A 17,162-nucleotide genomic window follows, 5' to 3' on the forward strand; every position below is an offset into this window, starting at 1 on the left:
TATGCGAAACGCTCGTTGCGTATGTTGCAACACGATGGAGGGGATCCACGCCGTGAAGCTCTCTGCCCGAACTGCCCTGCCGCTGGCGGCACTTGCCCTCGCCGGCCTGACCGCCTGTGCCCCGCAGACCTCCGACAACAGCGCGAAGAGCGACGACAGGAGCGGCACGCTCCGGGTCTGGCTCTTCCAGGAGGTGAGCAACGGGCCCAAACAGCAGGTGGTGGACAAGGCGGTGGCCGCCTTCAAACAGGCCCACAAGGGGGCCGAGGTGCAGGTCGACTACATCCCCGTCGAGACCCGCGCCCAGAAGATCAAGGCCGCCTTCAACGACCCGGCGTCCGCCCCCGACCTGATCGAGTACGGCAACACCGACACGGCCGGCTACGTCAAGGACGGCGGGCTCGCCGACGTGAGCGCCGAGTTCGCGGCCTGGCCCGAGGCGAAGGACACCGATCCGACGGCGAAGCAGTCCGTCACCGTGGGCGGGAAGGTGTACGGGGCGCCGCTGTTCGTCGGCGTCCGCGCGCTGTACTACCGCACCGACGTCCTCAGGGACCTGAACGTCGCCGTGCCGAAGAGCCAGGACGAGCTGATCGCGGCGGCGAAGAAGATCCACCGGGCCAGGCCCGAGCTGTACGGGCTCGCCGTGGGCGGCGCCTACACCTACGGGGCGCTGCCGTTCCTCTGGGCCAATGGTGGCGAACTGGCCACCGAGAACGGCGGAAAATACACCTCGGCGATCGACAGCGCGGCCGCCCGCAAGGGCATCGAGGCCTACACCTCGCTCTTCGGCGACGACAACTGTCCTGCCGCCAAGTGCGCGCAGATGGGCGGCAACGCGACCGTCACCGCCTTCGCGAACGGCAAGGCGGCCATGGCGATCGGCGGCGACTTCAACCACGCCGCCGTCGAGGCGGGCACCGTCAAGGGCGAGTACGCGGTCGTGCCGCTGCCGGGCCCGACGCCGGGCTCGGTCGCCCCTGCCTTCGCGGGCGGCAACAACATCGGCGTACTGAAGAGCAGTTCGCACCGCACGCTCGCCGTCGGCCTCATGGAGCAGCTGGCCGGCAAGTCCACCCAGCGCGCGTTCTTCGACGCGATGGGCTTCCTGCCCACCTACACCGACGTGCGGGCGGACGTCGCGAAGAAGCAGCCGTTCGTCGAGCCGTTCGTCCGCACCCTGGCCTCCGGTGCCAAGTTCGTTCCCGCGTCGCCCGGTTGGGGCCAGATCGACTCCTCGCTCGTGCTGCCGACCATGTTCCAGGAGATCGTCAGCGGCAAGAAGGACGTCGCCAGGGCGTCGACGGACGCGGCGAAGAAGATGAACGACGTGTTCGGGGCGGCGGGTTGAGCCCCGCGACCGCCGAGCCGGTGACGGCCCCGTCGGCGGCCGTGGCGAAGCCGCCCGGGCGCCCGCGCGCCCGCTCGCACCGCCAGGCGGGCTCGACCCCCTGGCTGTATCTGGCCCCCGCCCTCGTCGTCCTCGCCGCGCTGCTCGTCTACCCGATCTACCAACTCGGCCTGATCTCCTTCCTGGAGTACACCCAGGCCCAGGTCAGCGGCGGCGAGCCGACCAGCTTCCAGGGCCTCGGGAACTACGCCACCCTGTTCTCGGACAGCCAGTTCTGGTCGGTGCTCCTTGCCACCGTCGTCTTCGCGGCGGCCTGCGTCCTGAGCACGCTCGCCGTGGGCTGCGCGCTGGCCGTGCTGCTCACACGGGTACGGGCGCTGCCCCGGCTCGCGCTGATGCTGGCGGCGCTCGGCGCGTGGGCGACACCGGCGATCACCGGCTCCACCGTGTGGATGTTCCTGTTCGACCCCGACTTCGGCCCGGTCGACCGGATCCTGGGTCTCGGCGACCACTCGTGGACGTACGGCCGCTACAGCGCGTTCGTGCTCGTCCTGCTCGAAGTGGTGTGGTGCTCGTTCCCGTTCGTGATGGTCACGGTGTACGCCGGGATCCGCGCGATCCCGGGCGAGGTCCTGGAGGCGGCCGCGCTGGACGGGGCCTCGCAGTGGCGGATCTGGCGGTCGGTGATGGTGCCGATGCTGCGCCCGATCCTGACCGTCGTCACGATCCAGTCCGTCATCTGGGACTTCAAGGTGTTCACGCAGATCTACGTCATGACCAACGGCGGCGGCATCGCGGGCCAGAACCTGGTCCTCAACGTGTACGCCTACCAGAAGGCGTTCGCGTCGTCGCAGTACAGCCTCGGCTCGGCGATCGGCGTGGTGATGCTGCTGATCCTGCTCGCGGCCACGCTGGTGTATCTGCGGCTGCTGCGCAGGCAGGGGGAGGAGCTGTGAGTTCCGTACGGATACGTCGTCCCGGGCGGCTCGCCGCCGAGGGGGTCGCGCTGGTGGTGGCGGGGGTCGTCGCCTTCCCCCTGTACTGGATGGTGCTCTCGGCCTTCAAACCGGCGGGGGAGGTGCAGTCGGCGCACCCCAGGCCCTGGACCCTCGCCCCCTCCCTCGACTCCTTCCGCCGGGTCTTCTCGCAGCAGGACTTCGGCCGCTACTTCCTCAACAGCCTGGTGGTCGCGGGGTCGGTGGTGCTGGCCTCGGCCCTCATCGCCTTCCTGGCGGCGACGGCGGTCACGCGCTTCCGGTTCCGGTTCCGCACCACGCTGCTGATCATGTTCCTGGTGGCGCAGATGGTGCCGGTCGAGGCGCTCACGATCCCGCTCTTCTTCCTGATGAGGGACCTGGGGCAGCTCAACACGCTGGGCTCGCTGATCCTGCCGCACCTCGCCTTCTCGCTGCCGTTCGCGATCTGGATGCTGCGCGGGTTCGTGAAGGGGGTGCCGGTCGCGCTGGAGGAGGCGGCGGCCCTCGACGGGGCGAGCCGCACGCGCTTCCTCTGGCAGATCCTGTTCCCCCTGGTCTTCCCGGGGCTGGTGGCGACGAGCGTCTTCTCCTTCATCTCGGCGTGGAACGACTTCCTGTTCGCGAAGTCGTTCATCATCAGCGACACGTCGCAGTCCACGCTGCCGATGGCCCTGCTGGTCTTCTTCAAGCCGGACGAGAACGACTGGGGCGGGATCATGGCGGCGTCGACGGTGATGACGCTGCCGGTCCTGGTCTTCTTCGTGCTGGTCCAGCGGCGGTTGGTGTCGGGGGTGGGGGGTGCGGTCAAGTGACCCGCGCGGCCGGGTTCCTGCGAGGGTGGGGCCCCTCGACCCCCTCCGGGGCTCGCCCCGTGGCGGGGCCGCCCACCCGCGAAGGGGGTTGTGGGTTCCGCCCCTGGGGGGTTTGCCCACCCGCCCGCCCGCGAAGGGGGTTGTGGGTTCCGCCCCTGGGGCTGCGCCCCGGCCCCCTGGGGGTTTCCCCAGGCCCCTGGGGCTCCGCCCCAGACCCCGGGGGGTTGCCCACCCGCCCACCCGTGAAGGGGGTTATGAGGACATTTCTGGGGCTGCGCCCCAGACCCCCGCGGGGGCTGCGCCCCCTGCACCCCTGCCGGGGCTGTGCCCCAGACTCAGCGGGGGCTGTGCCCCCTGCACCCCTGGGGGGGGGGCTTCGCCCCAGACCCCCGTGGGGGCTGCGCCCCAGACCCCCGTGGGGGCTGCGCCCCAGACCCCCGTGGGGGCTGCGCCCCAGACCCCCGCGCGGGCTGCGCCCCAGACTCAGCGGGGGCTTCGCTCCAGGCCCCGCGCGTGCTGTGCCCCCTGCACCCCTGCGGTCGCTCCAGGCCCCGCGCGTGCTGTGCCCCCTGCACCCCTGCGGGGGCTGTGCCCCAGACCCCTGCGGGGCTATGCCCCAGACTCAGCGGGGGTTGTGCCCCCTGCACCCCTGCGGGGGCTTCGCTCCAGGCCCCCCGCAGGGGCTGCGCCCCCTGCCCCTGCCGGGGCTGCGCCCCGAGACCCCCGCGGTGCACCCCTGGGGGGCTGCGGGGCTTCGCCCCCGTGTTTCTCACGGCGCGCACCGCTTCCACTGGCGGCCAGCCACCTTCGCCCCCCCGACCCCCCGATCCAGCCCCTCCGGCGTTTGAGGAGACGGGAGTCGGGATCGGCACTCGGCACCGGACCTTGGCCCGCTCGGTTCCCCCGGAGGGTCTCGGGAAGGGGCGGGGTGGGGAAAGAAGAAGCCGCGACCCAACTCACCACCCAGCACGAAAGGACCCCATGAACACCGACGGCAGCCACCCTCCGACCCCCGGCCCCCAGGGCACCAGCACCCCCGCCCTGATCCCCAGCCCGCACACCCTCCGCCCCACCGGCACCGACCGCCGCCCCCTGAGCCCCCGCACCACCCTCCACACCGCCCCCGGCACCGAAGCCCTCGCACCTCTCCTGCGGGGGACGGTCGGGGCCGCGACCGGGTTCGGGCTGCCCGACGGGGACGCCGGGCCGGACGCCGTCGTGCTGCGGATCAGCGCCGAAGTGGGCGAGCGGCACGGGCCGGAGGGGTACCGGCTCTCCACGGACGGCTCCGTGGAGGACGTCGCCGTACTCATCGAGGGCGGCACCGCGGCCGGCGTGTTCCGCGGCATGCAGACGCTCCGTCAGCTGCTCGGCCCCGACGCCTTCCGGCGCGCGCCGGTCGAGGCGGGGCGCACGTGGGACCTGCCGGAGGTCGTCGTCGAGGACCGGCCCCGGTTCGGCTGGCGCGGACTCATGCTCGACGTCTCACGGCACTTCATGTCGAAGGACGGCGTTCTGCGCTACCTCGATCTCATCGCCGCCCACAAGCTCAACGTCTTCCACTTCCACCTCACCGACGACCAGGGGTGGAGGATCGAGATCAAGCGGTACCCCCGCCTCACCGAGGTCGGCGCCTGGCGCGGCCGGACCAAGTGGGGACACCGCGCATCGCCCCTGTGGGACGAGAAGCCGCACGGGGGTTACTACACCCAGGACGACATCCGCGAGATCGTCGCGTACGCCGCCGAGCGGCATATCCGGGTCGTCCCCGAGATCGACATCCCGGGGCACTCGCAGGCCGCCATCGCCGCGTACCCCGAACTCGGCAACACCGACGTCATCGACACCGCCTCCCTCTCCGTCTGGGACACCTGGGGCGTCAATCCGAACGTACTCGCCCCCACCGACACCACCCTCCGCTTCTACGAGGGGGTGTTGGAGGAGGTGCTTGAGCTGTTCCCCGAGGCCACCTCGCCGTTCATCCACATCGGCGGCGACGAGTGCCCCAAGGAGCAGTGGCAGAAGTCGGACATCGCGCAGGCGCGGATCCGCGAGCTCGGGCTCGCCGGTGAGAACGAGCTCCAGTCCTGGCTCATCCGGCACTTCGACACCTGGCTCAGCGCCCGCGGCCGCCGGCTCATCGGCTGGGACGAGATCCTGGAGGGCGGCCTCGCCCCCGGCGCCGCCGTCTCGGCCTGGCGCGGCTACGGCGCCGGGGTCACCGCCGCCGAGGCCGGGCACGACGTCGTGATGTGCCCCGAGCAGTTCGTGTACCTGGACCACCGCCAGGCGGGCGGCGAGGACGAGCCCATGCCCATCGGCTACGTCCGCACCCTGGAGGACGTCTACCGCTTCGAGCCCGTCCCGCCCCGGCTCGCCCCCGAGGCCGCCGCCCATGTGCTCGGCACCCAGGCCAACGTGTGGACCGAGGTGATGGAGAACCAGTCCCGCGTCGACTACCAGGTGTTCCCCCGGCTCGCCGCCTTCGCCGAGGTCGCCTGGAGCGCCCTGCCCGCCCCCGCCGAGCGCGACTTCGCGGATTTCGAACGGCGAATGGCCGCCCATTACCGGCGCCTTGACGCGCTCGGCGTCGACTACCGGCCACCCTCGGGCCCGTTGCCGTGGCAGCAGCGCCCCGGCGTGCTCGGACGCCCGATCGAGGGGGCGCCCCCAAACAGGTGAGCCAGGGCGCAAGGTGGATGCCCGGCGGCCGTGTCCCTGGGAGCGTGACCCCAGGTCACGGCCGCCCCGGCCGCGACCGGCTGCGAGGAAGACCGCTGTGACGAACACCCGGCGTGCGGAACGAGGCGTACCGCATAAGTCGCACAAGTCGTGCAAGGCTTGCGAAACCGGAGCATTCCCCAGGTCGGGGACGGAAGCGCGCTTCGTGGACCCTGCCGTCGGCCGGTTCGGAAGATGTGCCAGAGTTGCCACGTCCGGGCTGTGAGCACGTACGGTACGGCCATCAGCAGGTGGCCACAGACGGCACAGTCGGTACGGCCGGGACACCGGGAAGGGGCAGCTGGGTTGACCACGCACGCACCGCAGGCGGCGCAGTCGGTGACGCTGCCTGCCTCACTGGACGAGGCCGTGGCGGCGCTCGCGGCCATGCCTGCCGCCGTGCCCGTCGCGGGCGGCACCGATCTGATGGCGGCGGTGAACCGGGGCCTGCTGCGCCCCGCGGGCCTCGTCGGACTCGGCCGGATCAACGAGATCCGCGGCTGGCAGTACCAGGACGGCCACGCCCTGCTCGGTGCCGGTCTGACGCACGCCCGCATGGGGCGCCCGGACTTCGCGGCGCTCATTCCGGCGCTCGCGGCGGCCGCGCGCGCCGCCGGGCCCCCGCAGATCCGCAACGCGGGCACCCTGGGCGGCAACATCGCCTCCGCCGCCCCGACCGGCGACGCGCTGCCCGTGCTCGCGGCCCTCGAAGCCACCCTGGTCATCGCGGGCCCCGACGGCGCCCGGCGGGAGATCCCGGTGTCGCACCTGCTGGCCGGCCGCGACATGCTCGCCCCGGCCGAGTTGATCGGATATGTCCGGGTGCCGCTGCTGCACGCGCCCCAAGTTTTCCTCAAGGCGACCGGCCGCACCGGCCCCGGCCGCGCCACCGCGTCGGTCGCGGTCGTCCTCGACCCGGCCCGGCGCGGGGTGCGCTGCGCGGTCGGCGCCATCGCGCCGATGCCGCTGCGCCCCCTGGAGGCCGAGCGCTGGATCGCCTCGCTCATCGACTGGGACGGCGAGCGCGCGGCTCTGGCCCCGGAGGCGCTCGGCGCGTTCGGCGAGTACGTGGCCGCGGCCTGCATCCCGGACCCGGAGCCACCCGCGGACGGCTCACCGCCCCCGCCCCTCTCGCCCGCCGTACTGCATCTGCGGCGTACCGTCGCCGCGTTGGCCCGACGAGCACTGGGGAGGGCGCTGTCGTGACCGACCAGAACAACGAGTACGAGTACGACCACGAGTCCGAGCGCGCACACGAGCACGGCTACGGCCAGGTGCCCCGGCACGGCGGCTGGGAGCCGGTCCCGCACGGCGGCGAGTACGAGCCGGACGCCACGGCGTTCGTCCAGCTGCCCCCGGACATGGACATGATGGGCGCCCCGCTGGCGGCGCCGGGCCACGGCTACGTACCGCCGATGATCGTGCCGCTCACCCCGGCCGCCGCGACCGACCCGGCCGCGACCGGGGTCTGGCGCATCCCGACCGAACTGACCGGACAGACGGCGCCCGACGCCGATTCCGCGCCCGGCGCGCAGACCGTGGTGTGGCCCGAGCCCGCCGCGCCCGCGCCCCGGCCCGCGACCCCGTCGGAGCCCGCCCACGACCCGACCGCCACGGCCCAGTGGAACTTCGCCGACGAGCCCTCCCTCGCGGGCACCGGGCAGTGGACCATCCCCGTGGCCGAGGGTGAACTCCCGGAGGAATCGGGCGAGTTCACCACCTCCTCGCTGATCGAGCAGTGGGGCTCCACCCCGCCCGCCACCCTCCCCGGCGGCGCGCCCGCTCCCTGGGCGCACCACCTGCCCGACCCCGAGCCCCAGGAGCCGACCGCCCACGCGGCCGACATTCCTGCCGTACGGGACGGATCGGAGCCCGCCGCTCCGGCGGACGCCGCCGCCCCCCAGCCGCACCCGCAGCAGCCGGAAGCCCTGCCGGAGCCGGCACCGCACCCGGCACCCGAAGCCGCGTCCGTCTCCGGGCCGCTGCCCCAGGACTCCACCCCCGAAGAGCCCGCCGCCGAACCCGCACCGGAAGCGCACGCCACGGCCGCAACGCCCGAAGCGGCTGAAGCGCGTGAAGTGCCCGAAGCGCGTGAAGTGCCCGAACCGGCCCAAACGGTTGGCCCGGTCGAGCCGGGTGAACCGGTTGAAGCAGTCGACGCCGTCGCGCTCCCCGAGCCGCGAACGGAAGCCGAGCCCGGAGCCCACGGCCAGACATCGGCACAGGTCCGCCCCGAAGCCGGGCCGGAGGCCGGGGAGCCCGTCTCGCAGACGCCGCCCGCCCCCGACCTGGAACACACCCGCGCCTCCTACGTGCTGCGCGTGAACGGCGCCGACCGGCCCGTCACCGAGGCCTGGGTCGGGGAGTCGCTGCTGTACGTGCTGCGGGAGCGGCTCGGGCTCGCCGGGGCCAAGGACGGCTGCTCGCAGGGGGAGTGCGGGGCCTGCAACGTCCAGGTGGACGGGCGGCTCGTCGCCTCCTGCCTGGTGCCCGCGGCCACCACCGCCGGGAGCGAGGTCCGCACGGTCGAGGGGCTCGCCACCGACGGTGAACCCTCCGACGTCCAGCGGGCGTTGGCCGCGAGCGGCGCCGTGCAGTGCGGCTTCTGCATCCCCGGCATGGCCATGACCGTGCACGACCTGCTCGAAGGCAACCACGCCCCCACCGAGCTGGAAACCCGCCAGGCGCTCTGCGGCAACCTGTGCCGCTGCTCCGGCTACCGTGGCGTCCTCGACGCCGTGAAGGACGTCGTGGCGGGCCGCGAGGCGGCCGCAACCCCGGCCGAAGAGGCCCGCATCCCGCACCAGGCACCCCCCGGGGCCGGCAGCGCCAAGCCCCCGCACACGCACGACGGAGGCATGGCGTGAGCAACGAGGCAGCCACCGCGACGGTCGAGGGCGCCCTCCCGGCCGCGGGGCCGGAGCAGCAGCCGCCCGCGCACGGGATCGGCGCCTCGCTCGCGCCCGTCGACGCGCTGGCCAAGACCGAGGGGACCTTCCCCTACGCGGCCGACCTGTGGGCCGAGGGCCTGCTGTGGGCGGCCGTGCTGCGCGCCCCGCACGCGTACGCCCGCATCGTCTCCATCGACACCTCGGCCGCCGTCGCCATGCCGGGCGTACGCGCCGTGGTGACCCACGCCGACGTGCCGGGCGACCCCGCCTTCGGCCGCCGCATCGCCGACCGGCCCGTCTTCGCCGCCGAGTTCGTGCGCCACCACGGCGAGCCCATCGCCGCCGTGGCCGCCGACCACCCGGACACCGCGCGCCTGGCCGCCGCCGCGATCGCCGTCGAGTACGAGGTCCTGGAGCCGGTCACCGACCCGGAGAAGGCGTTCGCCGCCGAGCCGCTGCACCCCGACGGCAACCTGATCCGGCACATCCCGCTCCAGTACGGCGACCCCGAGGTCACCGGCGAGGTCGTCGTCGAGGGCCTGTACCGGATCGGCCGCCAGGACCCGGCCCCTATCGGCGCCGAGGCGGGCCTCGCCGTGCCGCGTCCGGACGGCGGAGTCGAGCTCTACACCGCGTCCACCGACCCGCACAGCGACCGCGACCTGGCCGCCGCCTGCTTCGGCCTGGAGCCGGACCGCGTCAAGGTCGTGGTCACCGGCGTGCCCGGCGCGACCGGCGACCGCGAGGACCTCGGCTTCCAACTCCCGCTCGGACTCCTGGCGTTGAAGACCGGCTGCCCGGTCAAGCTGACCGCGACCCGCGAGGAGTCCTTCCTCGGCCACGCCCATCGCCACCCCACGCTGCTCCGCTACCGCCACCACGCGGACGGCGAGGGCCGCCTGGTCAAGGTCGAGGCGCAGATCCTGCTCGACGCGGGCGCCTACGCCGAGGCCTCCTCCGAGTCCCTGGCCGCCGCCGTCGCGTTCGCCTGCGGCCCCTACGTGGTGCCGCACGCCTTCGTCGAGGGCTGGGCGGTGCGCACCAACAACCCGCCGTCCGGCCACGTCCGGGGCGAGGGCGCGATGCAGGTGTGCGCCGCGTACGAGGGCCAGATGGACAAGCTGGCCGCGAAGCTGGGCCTCGACCCGGCCGAGCTGCGGATGCGCAACGTGCTCGCGACCGGCGACCTGCTGCCCACCGGCCAGACGGTGACCTGCCCGGCCCCGGTGGCCGAACTCCTCGCCGCCGTGCGGGACTTCCCGCTGCCCACCCTGCCCAAGGACGCGCCCGAGGACGACTGGCTGCTGCCGGGCGGCCCCGAGGGCGCGGGCGAGCCGGACGCGGTACGGCGCGGCGTCGGCTACGCCCTGGGCATGGTCCACATGCTCGGCGCCGAGGGCACCGACGAGGTCTCCACGGCCACGGTCAAGGTCCAGGACGGAGTCGCCACGGTCATCTGCGCGGCCGTCGAGACCGGCCAGGGCTTCACCACGCTGGCCCGCCAGATCGTCCAGGAGACCCTGGGCATCGACGAGGTCCACGTCGCTCCCGTCGACACCGACCAGCCCCCGGCGGGCCCGGCCACCCACGGCCGCCACACCTGGGTGTCCGGCGGTGCGGTGGAGCGCGCGGCCAAGATGGTCCGCACCCAGCTGCTCCAGCCCCTGGCGCACAAGTTCGGCATGTCCACCGAGCTGCTCCAGATCGCCGACGGCAAGATCACCTCGTACGACGGCGTGCTGTCCACCACGGTGACGGAGGCCATGGACGGCAAGGAACTCTGGGCCACCGCCCAGTGCCGTCCGCACCCCACCGAACCGCTCGACGAGACGGGCCAGGGTGACGCGTTCGTGGGTCTCGCGTTCTGCGCGATCCGCGCCGTCGTGGACGTCGACATCGAGCTCGGCTCCGTCCGCGTGGTCGAACTCGCCGTGGCGCAGGACGTCGGCCGGATCCTCAACCCCCGTCGGCTCGCGGCCCGGATCGAGGCCGGGGTGACGCAGGGCGTGGGCGCGGCCCTCACCGAGAACCTGCGTACGGTACGCGGCCAGATCCGCCACCCGGACCTCACGGGCTACGCGCTGCCCACCGCGCTCGACGCCCCCGACATCCGCATCGTGAAGCTGGTGGAGGAGCGGGACGTGGTGGCCCCGTTCGGTGCGAAGGCGGCCAGTGCGGTCCCGGTCGTCACCTCCCCGGCGGCCATCGCCTCCGCGGTCCGCGCCGCGACCGGTCGCCCGGTCAACCGCCTCCCGATCCGGCCCCAGGCGGCGGTCGTCCAGCAGGCGTAGCCGCGCGTCAGCGCACCAGCGGGTCGACCACGCCCGTCGGGTCCTCCGCGCCGCCCTCGGCCGGGCGGCGGCGCATCAACGCGCAGTGCGGGCCCATGAGTTCGGAGCTGGCGCCCCGCTGCTCGGCGGTGCTCAGGAAGGTCGGCACACCGGCCACCCGCATGCCGCGACGGGAGACGGCTCCCTCGGTGCAGTCGCCGCTCTTCAGCTGCCCGGCGTTCCGGCGCACCGCCGGGGCCATGGCGACCAGCCGGTCGGCGAGCGGCGGGGCCGATGTCCTCCTGGCGGATCGGGGCGAACGCGTGCGCCGCCCCGGCGAACATCCCGCCCGCGCGAGACGGAGGCGGGCGGCGTCGTGCGCAGGGTGTCGTACGAGGAGGTGCCGCCCCGCGTCGAGTACTCGCTGACCGGGGACGGCGTCCGCCTCGACACCGCGCTCCGGCGGCCTGGGGCAGGGAGCGGAGCCCCGCCCGGGGGCCGAGCCCCGGACCGGGTGACGTGGGGGACGTGAGTACGGGCGCGCATTCACCCCTGAGGGCCCGCCGACCCCGGATCATCGCGGCCGCCCTGCCGTACGCTACGGCAAAGATTCCGTAACGCACTGGTATGGAACGGGAGTTGGGGATGGCGTCAGGGGTGGCGGCGCGGGGGCCGGGCGGCGGGGACCTCGTCGCGCACGCCGATGACCTCGGGGTGGTCGGCGCGGACGCGTACAGGCTGTACGAGGCGTTCCGGCGCGACGGGGACCACGCGCGGGTGGCCACCTTCGAGGCGGCACGCGCGCTCGGCGCGGACAACTTCACCAGCGGCGCGGCCCTGATGAAGGTCCACGACACATGGCAGAGCCAGTACACGGCCCTCCGCGACGCCTGTGCGCAGATCTCCAACCACCTCGACCGCTCCGCCGCCCAGCACGCCAAGGACGACGCCCGCGTGCGAGGTTCCCTGACTGCCGTCTCGGTCCTCAGCGGCTACTTCAACTAGCGGACGGGGAACGGTAGTTGCTGACGTACGCGGACGTCGTGAACGCGCCGGTCGACAAGCTCGGGACGGCGGTGGACGACTGGTCGGACATGGCGCTCCGGCTGAAGAAGCTCGCCGACGAGGCCCACGACGGCCTGCGGGCGCACGCCGAGACCGCCCGCTGGGCCGGGGTGAACGCCGGGGTCACCCGCGACTTCATCCGCAAGACCGTGAAGGAGTTCGCGGACGCGAAGCGGGAGGCCGAGGGGGTGCACCGGCTCCTGCTCGACGCGTACACGGAGTTCAAGAAGGCCAAGGACGGTTTGCGGTCCATCGCCGACGGAGCCGGGCGCAGCGGCATCGCGATCGACGCCCGCGGCCGGGTCCTGCCCCGCCACCCGCTCGCCGACGACACCGCGGCGCGGCACGACCCCGAGTACGCCGGGCTCGCCCGGGACGTGCGGGCCGAGCAGGCCAATGTCGCCGCCTGGCAGCGCAAGGTCGACGCGCTGGTCGCCGCGTGCGACGCGGCGGACGAGTCCCTGCGCCTCGCCCTGCTGGCGAACGTCCCCCACGCGCACGACTTCACCGCGCCGCGGTACGCCTCCCTCGACGACGAGGAGGCCGCGCGCGCGGTCGACCTGGCCAGGCGCGTCACCGGCGAGGGCGGCACCGCCCGCAACGTCGAGGAACTGGCCAGGCTGCGGACCCTGCTGGACGCCCACGCCCACGACCCCGAGTTCTCCACCGCCTTCTACCGGCGCCTGGGCGCCCAGGGCACGCTGGACTTCTACGCCCGGCTCTCCCTCGACGCGACGGCCCTCGGCCCGGCGGGCCTCGACCGGGCCGCCATGGTCCACCGCATCCAGGACGACCTGGGCCCGATGCTGGGCCTCGCCACCGACCCGCACACCCCCGGCCACCTCGGCGGCTCCTGGACGACCGACCTCATGCGGGCGGGCCGCCGGCCGATCGACGTCAGCGGCTTCGCGGGGGCGGGCGCGCAGGTGTACGGCTACCAGGCGCTGGGCGCGCTGCTGCGGCACGGGGCGTACGACAGGGAGTTCCTGCTGCCCGTCGCCCGCGACCTGGTGGGCTTCGAGCACCAGAACCCCGGGATCTTCGAGCGGGGCGTACCGCAGGTCCCCGGCACGGCGCTCAGCCTCGACCCGTCGGGCGGCCGGGGTTTCGACCCCCTCACGGGGCTCATGTCGGCCATGGCCAACAACCCCGATTCCGCGGCCCAGTTCTTCAACGAGCCGGTCCGCGCGGACAGCGACGGCAACGGGCTGGTGACGGCGGGCGACGCGGCGGTCCTGGCCCCCTCGGGCGCGCCGCTCAGCATGGTCGACCACCTCCTGGACCGGCCCGCGACGGCCGACCTCTACGACGCCCTCCCCACCGCCCACACCCCCTACCAGTCCGCCCTGGGCAACGCCCTGGAAGCCGCCGTCACCGGCCGCAACCCCGCCGACCCGTCGGCCCACCCGGTGGAGCACACGGCGGCGATGGCGAGCGTGATGGAGAAGGTCGTGGCGAAGATCGGTGCGGATCCTTCTCTGATTCTGGGGGAGGGGGATGTGCCGGGGAGGTTGGGTGGGCTTTCTGGGCACTTCGGGAACATGGCGGCGGAGTATATGGCGGATATGCAGGCGACCGCTGAAAACGGGGCGGGCCAGGCGAAGCCGTTCGGGGTACTGGCCAAGTTCGCCGATACTGGCCAGTTGGCCCGCTTTCTGGGCGCCGTGGCCCAGGACCCGGATGCTTACGGCGCGATCACGAGCGCCCAGCAGGCATATACGACCCTGCTGGTCCGTGATGTATTCGCCCACCCGGAGAACCATGGGACGGACGTGGGTGAGGCCGTACGCAATGCGGTTTATCCGGGTGGCGAGATTGCGGGGATGATGACCGAGGCCCGCGTTCAGGCGATCTACCAAAAGCATTCGGCCGAGGACGCCGACTTCAACGAAGCCCTTCAAGACAAGGCTGATTGGACGAACCGGATCATCAGCGCAGTCGGTGCGAAGTATGTGGAGATGCTGCCAGTGGGTGGCGACGCGGTGGAATGGCTTCAGGAGGACATCACCAAGTCCATCGTCGACGGGGCCCAGAGGGACTCATTGAACGAGGCTGCCCAAGAGGCGGCGACGGCTTACTCAAAGGCCGAGACAGGGGTCAAGGAGTCCGCGAGGGCGGCGGTGGGCGACGCGGGCAGGAGCGCAGGTCTTTCGGACCGGGATATTCGGGAGTACCAGGGAGCCGCCTCCACTTCGGTGGCCGACGCGCACTCGACGGGGCGAGGTGCCGCCACCGCCCCGGGATACCCGGGTACCACGAAGTGAGGTGCCCGCTGGGGAGGTTCATTGCCGTACTGATGGGGGTCGTGGTTCTGAGCGCGTGTTCGGAGCGCGCGCAGGGGGCTCCACCCACTCTGCCGGCGAGCGTCTGCTGGGGAGCGCTCGCAGGCCCCGCTGTCGAGCCCCTGCTGCCTGAGGGCGAGCGAGCGGAGATCAAGGTTCAGCAGCCCTTCGAGATATTCGTCGGACGGTCCCAGACGTATTGCGGGCTGGACGTTGACGGGGAGGCCGGTCTCGCGGCGTGGGCGGACCGGAAGAGGAGTGGCAAGGGCAGCGATTGGAATCCCTTGAGGGGAGCCAGCACTCGTATTGACGTCGGTGATGAGGGCTTCGTCTCGCGGCGCGGTGTGGCTTCCACCTTCGTGTGCGAGCGCCCCGATCTGCCTCGCAACCAGCATTTGACCGCAGCCGACAAGCATGTCCAGCTGGTCCTGCTGGCTCACAAGGCGCCGGACGGCCAGAGAACCCGGGACACGCTCACAGCGCTGATGCAGCAGTACGTAAAGTTCGCCAAGCGGCAGCTCAAATGCCGGTAGGCGAGAGGAAATTGGAGGCCGTGACCGGAATCGAACCGGCGTAACTCGCTTTGCAGGCGAGCCCCTCAACCACTCGGGCACACGGCCGTGTGCTGGTGTGTTGGGAAGACCGTAGGCGGGTCGCGCCGGGCGGGGGAAGGGGGCGCGGGGGGCTGCAACGGGACTGCCATGGTGCGTTCACGTTGGTTCATGTTCGGGCGGGGGCCTACGACCATGGGTGTAGGCGTAGTCCCGTCCCTGGACAGGGGGCAACGCCCGGTACGGCTCTTACTCTGGGCGGATGAGCGCGCAGTCCGATACCGATGTCGCCGCCCCCGTCGAGTTCCCCGTGGAGGGCGACGCGGGCGGGATCCTCGGGCGGGAGCACCGCGCGCTGAGCTTCGGGATCATCGCCGTCGTGCTGCTCATCGCCTTCGAGGCGACCGCCGTGGGCACGGCCATGCCCGTCGCGGCGCGGGAGCTCGACGGAGTCTCGCTGTACGCCTTCGCCTTCTCCGCGTACTTCACCACCAGCCTGTTCGGCATGGTCGTCGCGGGGCAGTGGGCCGACCGGCGCGGACCGCTCGGGGCGCTCGCCGTCGGGATGTCGGCGTTCGCGGCCGGGCTGCTGCTGTCCGGGACCGCCCCCAACATGTGGACGTTCATCGCGGGCCGGGCCGTACAGGGGCTCGGCGGCGGGCTGGTGATCGTGGCGCTGTACGTGGTGATCGGACGGGCCTACCCCGCGCGGCTCCAGCCCACGATCATGGCGGCGTTCGCGGCGGGCTGGGTGGTGCCCTCGGTCGTGGGGCCGCTCCTGGCGGGTACGGCCACCGAACAGCTCGGCTGGCGCTGGGTGTTCATCGGGATTCCGGTGCTCGTGGTGTTCCCGCTGGCGCTCGCGCTGCCCGCGACGCGGCGGATGGCGTCCGGGCCCGCCGACCCATCGGCGTCCGTCGAGCCCTTCGACCGGCGCCGGATCAGGCTGGCCCTGGGCATCTCGGTCGGCGCCGGGCTCCTCCAGTACGCGGGGCAGGAGCTGAGGTGGCTGTCCCTCCTGCCCCTCGCGGCGGGTGCCGTCCTGCTCGCCCCGGCGGTCACGGGGCGGCGCGGGCTGCTGCCGCCCGGCACCTGGCGGGCGGCGCGCGGGCTGCCCGCGGTGGTGCTGCTGCGCGGCGTGGCGGCGGGGTCGTTCATCGCGGCGGAGTCGTTCGTGCCGCTCATGCTCGTCACCCAGCGCGGGCTGACCCCCACGATGGCCGGGCTCTCGCTCGCCGTCGGCGGGGCGACCTGGGCGCTGGGCTCGTACGTCCAGGCCCGGCCCCGGATGGAGGCGTACCGGGAGCGGCTGATGGTGGTCGGGATGGTGCTGGTGGCCCTCGCGATCGTGGCCGCGCCGAGCGTGCTGGTTGCGGCGGTGCCGGTGTGGGTGGTCGGGGTCGCCTGGGGCGTCGGCTGTTTCGGCATGGGCATGGTGATCGCCTCGACGAGCGTGCTGCTCCTGAAGCTCTCGGCGCCGCACGAGGCGGGGGCGAACTCCGCGGCGCTCCAGATCTCGGACGGGCTGTCCAATGTGCTGCTGCTCGCTGTGGGTGGGGCGGGGTTTGCCGCGCTGGGTGGGGGTGCGGTGTCGGGGGCCTCGGCTTCGCATCCGGGGGCGTTCCTGGTGGTGTTTCTGCCGATGGGGGTGGTGGCGTTGAGCGGGGCGGTTGTTGCTGGGCGGGTGGGTGCCCCCACCCCGCCCCTTCCCTAAACCCTCCGGGGGTGGGGCTTTCGGTGCGGGTCGTGTGTGGTTTTGCGCAGTTCCCCGCGCCCCTCGGTGCGCTTTCGTCCGGCGGCCGTGCGTGGCTCTTCGCGCAGTTCCCCGCGCCCCTGGGTCGCCTTCGGGTGCGGGCCGTGTGTGGCTGTTCGCGCAGTTCCTCGCGCCCCTGGAAACCCGTCTTCGTCCGCGGGCCGTGCGTGGCTGCTCGCGCCGTTCCTCGCGCCCCTGGGGCGGCTTGGGGTGCGGGCCGTGTGCGGTGGTCGCGCCGTTCCCCGCACCCCTGGCCAGGCCCTGGCACCCGCCCCTGGCCAGGCCCCGGCAGAGCCGCCCTGGCTAGGCCCCGGCAAGGGTGGGGCTGGGGTTGTGAGGACTGTCTCAGCCGTGGGTTGGGGCGCGGCGTTCCGGCGGGGTTCGGTGGGGGGCCCCGGTAAGGTGGCCCGGTTGTCGTACGTAAGAGCACCCGCCCCGACCACGCTCGGGCGCCTGCTCAGCAGCCACCCCGCCGGGCCCCGCGGCCCG

General features: G+C 73.1%; 13 protein-coding genes and 1 tRNA gene. 12 read left to right on the plus strand and 2 right to left on the minus strand.

All coding sequences use genetic code 11. The features are described 5' to 3' along the window. Positions 1 to 52 precede the first annotated feature (52 nt). The 7 genes from AC07F3_RS05320 (at position 53) to AC07F3_RS05350 (ending at position 11,043) form a co-directional block, all read left to right on the plus strand. Entirely contained in the window at positions 53 to 1,351 is a 1,299-nt protein-coding gene (locus tag AC07F3_RS05320) for an extracellular solute-binding protein (RefSeq protein ID WP_479110717.1), read from the plus strand. Then, positions 1,348 to 2,307: a carbohydrate ABC transporter permease gene (locus AC07F3_RS05325; protein ID WP_479110719.1), complete on the plus strand. Its 960-nt coding sequence runs from the start codon at positions 1,348 to 1,350 to the stop codon at positions 2,305 to 2,307. The genes AC07F3_RS05320 and AC07F3_RS05325 overlap by 4 nt, the downstream gene beginning before the upstream one ends. Beyond that, positions 2,304 to 3,140, plus strand: coding sequence for a carbohydrate ABC transporter permease (locus AC07F3_RS05330; RefSeq protein WP_479110721.1), 837 nt, complete (start codon positions 2,304 to 2,306; stop codon positions 3,138 to 3,140). Before AC07F3_RS05325 ends, AC07F3_RS05330 begins: the two co-directional genes overlap by 4 nt. 981 nt (positions 3,141 to 4,121) lie before the next feature. After that, complete coding sequence (locus AC07F3_RS05335; protein WP_479110722.1) at positions 4,122 to 5,822, plus strand: beta-N-acetylhexosaminidase; 1,701 nt, start codon at positions 4,122 to 4,124, stop codon at positions 5,820 to 5,822. A gap of 345 nt (positions 5,823 to 6,167) precedes the next feature. After that, positions 6,168 to 7,067 carry an FAD binding domain-containing protein gene (locus tag AC07F3_RS05340; protein ID WP_388789390.1) on the plus strand — a complete coding sequence of 300 codons (900 nt, stop codon included), beginning with the start codon at positions 6,168 to 6,170 and terminating at the stop codon, positions 7,065 to 7,067. Beyond that, positions 7,064 to 8,728: a (2Fe-2S)-binding protein gene (locus tag AC07F3_RS05345; protein ID WP_479110724.1), complete on the plus strand. Its 1,665-nt coding sequence runs from the start codon at positions 7,064 to 7,066 to the stop codon at positions 8,726 to 8,728. Before AC07F3_RS05340 ends, AC07F3_RS05345 begins: the two co-directional genes overlap by 4 nt. After that, positions 8,725 to 11,043 carry a xanthine dehydrogenase family protein molybdopterin-binding subunit gene (locus AC07F3_RS05350; RefSeq protein ID WP_479110726.1) on the plus strand — a complete coding sequence of 773 codons (2,319 nt, stop codon included), beginning with the start codon at positions 8,725 to 8,727 and terminating at the stop codon, positions 11,041 to 11,043. The genes AC07F3_RS05345 and AC07F3_RS05350 overlap by 4 nt, the downstream gene beginning before the upstream one ends. 7 nt (positions 11,044 to 11,050) lie before the next feature. On the opposite strand, the gene AC07F3_RS05355 is transcribed toward AC07F3_RS05350, so the two are convergent. After that, complete coding sequence (locus AC07F3_RS05355) at positions 11,051 to 11,284, minus strand: hypothetical protein (RefSeq protein ID WP_479110728.1); 234 nt, start codon at positions 11,282 to 11,284, stop codon at positions 11,051 to 11,053. Positions 11,285 to 11,407: 123 nt separating this feature from the next. Here AC07F3_RS05355 and AC07F3_RS05360 point away from each other — a divergent pair, with 123 nt between their 5' ends. From AC07F3_RS05360 to AC07F3_RS05375, 4 genes are all read left to right on the plus strand, one after another. After that, positions 11,408 to 11,554: a hypothetical protein gene (locus AC07F3_RS05360; protein WP_479111878.1), complete on the plus strand. Its 147-nt coding sequence runs from the start codon at positions 11,408 to 11,410 to the stop codon at positions 11,552 to 11,554. Positions 11,555 to 11,667: 113 nt separating this feature from the next. Next, positions 11,668 to 12,027, plus strand: coding sequence for a hypothetical protein (locus AC07F3_RS05365; protein ID WP_479110730.1), 360 nt, complete (start codon positions 11,668 to 11,670; stop codon positions 12,025 to 12,027). 17 nt (positions 12,028 to 12,044) lie between these two features. Continuing rightward, positions 12,045 to 14,351: a DUF6571 family protein gene (locus AC07F3_RS05370; RefSeq protein WP_479110732.1), complete on the plus strand. Its 2,307-nt coding sequence runs from the start codon at positions 12,045 to 12,047 to the stop codon at positions 14,349 to 14,351. 41 nt (positions 14,352 to 14,392) lie between these two features. Further along, positions 14,393 to 14,902: a hypothetical protein gene (locus tag AC07F3_RS05375; protein WP_479110734.1), complete on the plus strand. Its 510-nt coding sequence runs from the start codon at positions 14,393 to 14,395 to the stop codon at positions 14,900 to 14,902. Positions 14,903 to 14,914: 12 nt separating this feature from the next. On the opposite strand, the gene AC07F3_RS05380 is transcribed toward AC07F3_RS05375, so the two are convergent. Further along, a tRNA-Cys gene (locus AC07F3_RS05380) sits at positions 14,915 to 14,989 on the minus strand. A gap of 193 nt (positions 14,990 to 15,182) precedes the next feature. Between AC07F3_RS05380 and AC07F3_RS05385 the strand changes: the two genes are divergently transcribed. Next, positions 15,183 to 16,634: an MFS transporter gene (locus AC07F3_RS05385; protein WP_479110736.1), complete on the plus strand. Its 1,452-nt coding sequence runs from the start codon at positions 15,183 to 15,185 to the stop codon at positions 16,632 to 16,634. The last annotated feature ends 528 nt before the right edge of the window (positions 16,635 to 17,162 follow it).

It is taken from the genome of Streptomyces sp. NPDC045846 (genome assembly GCF_056431605.1).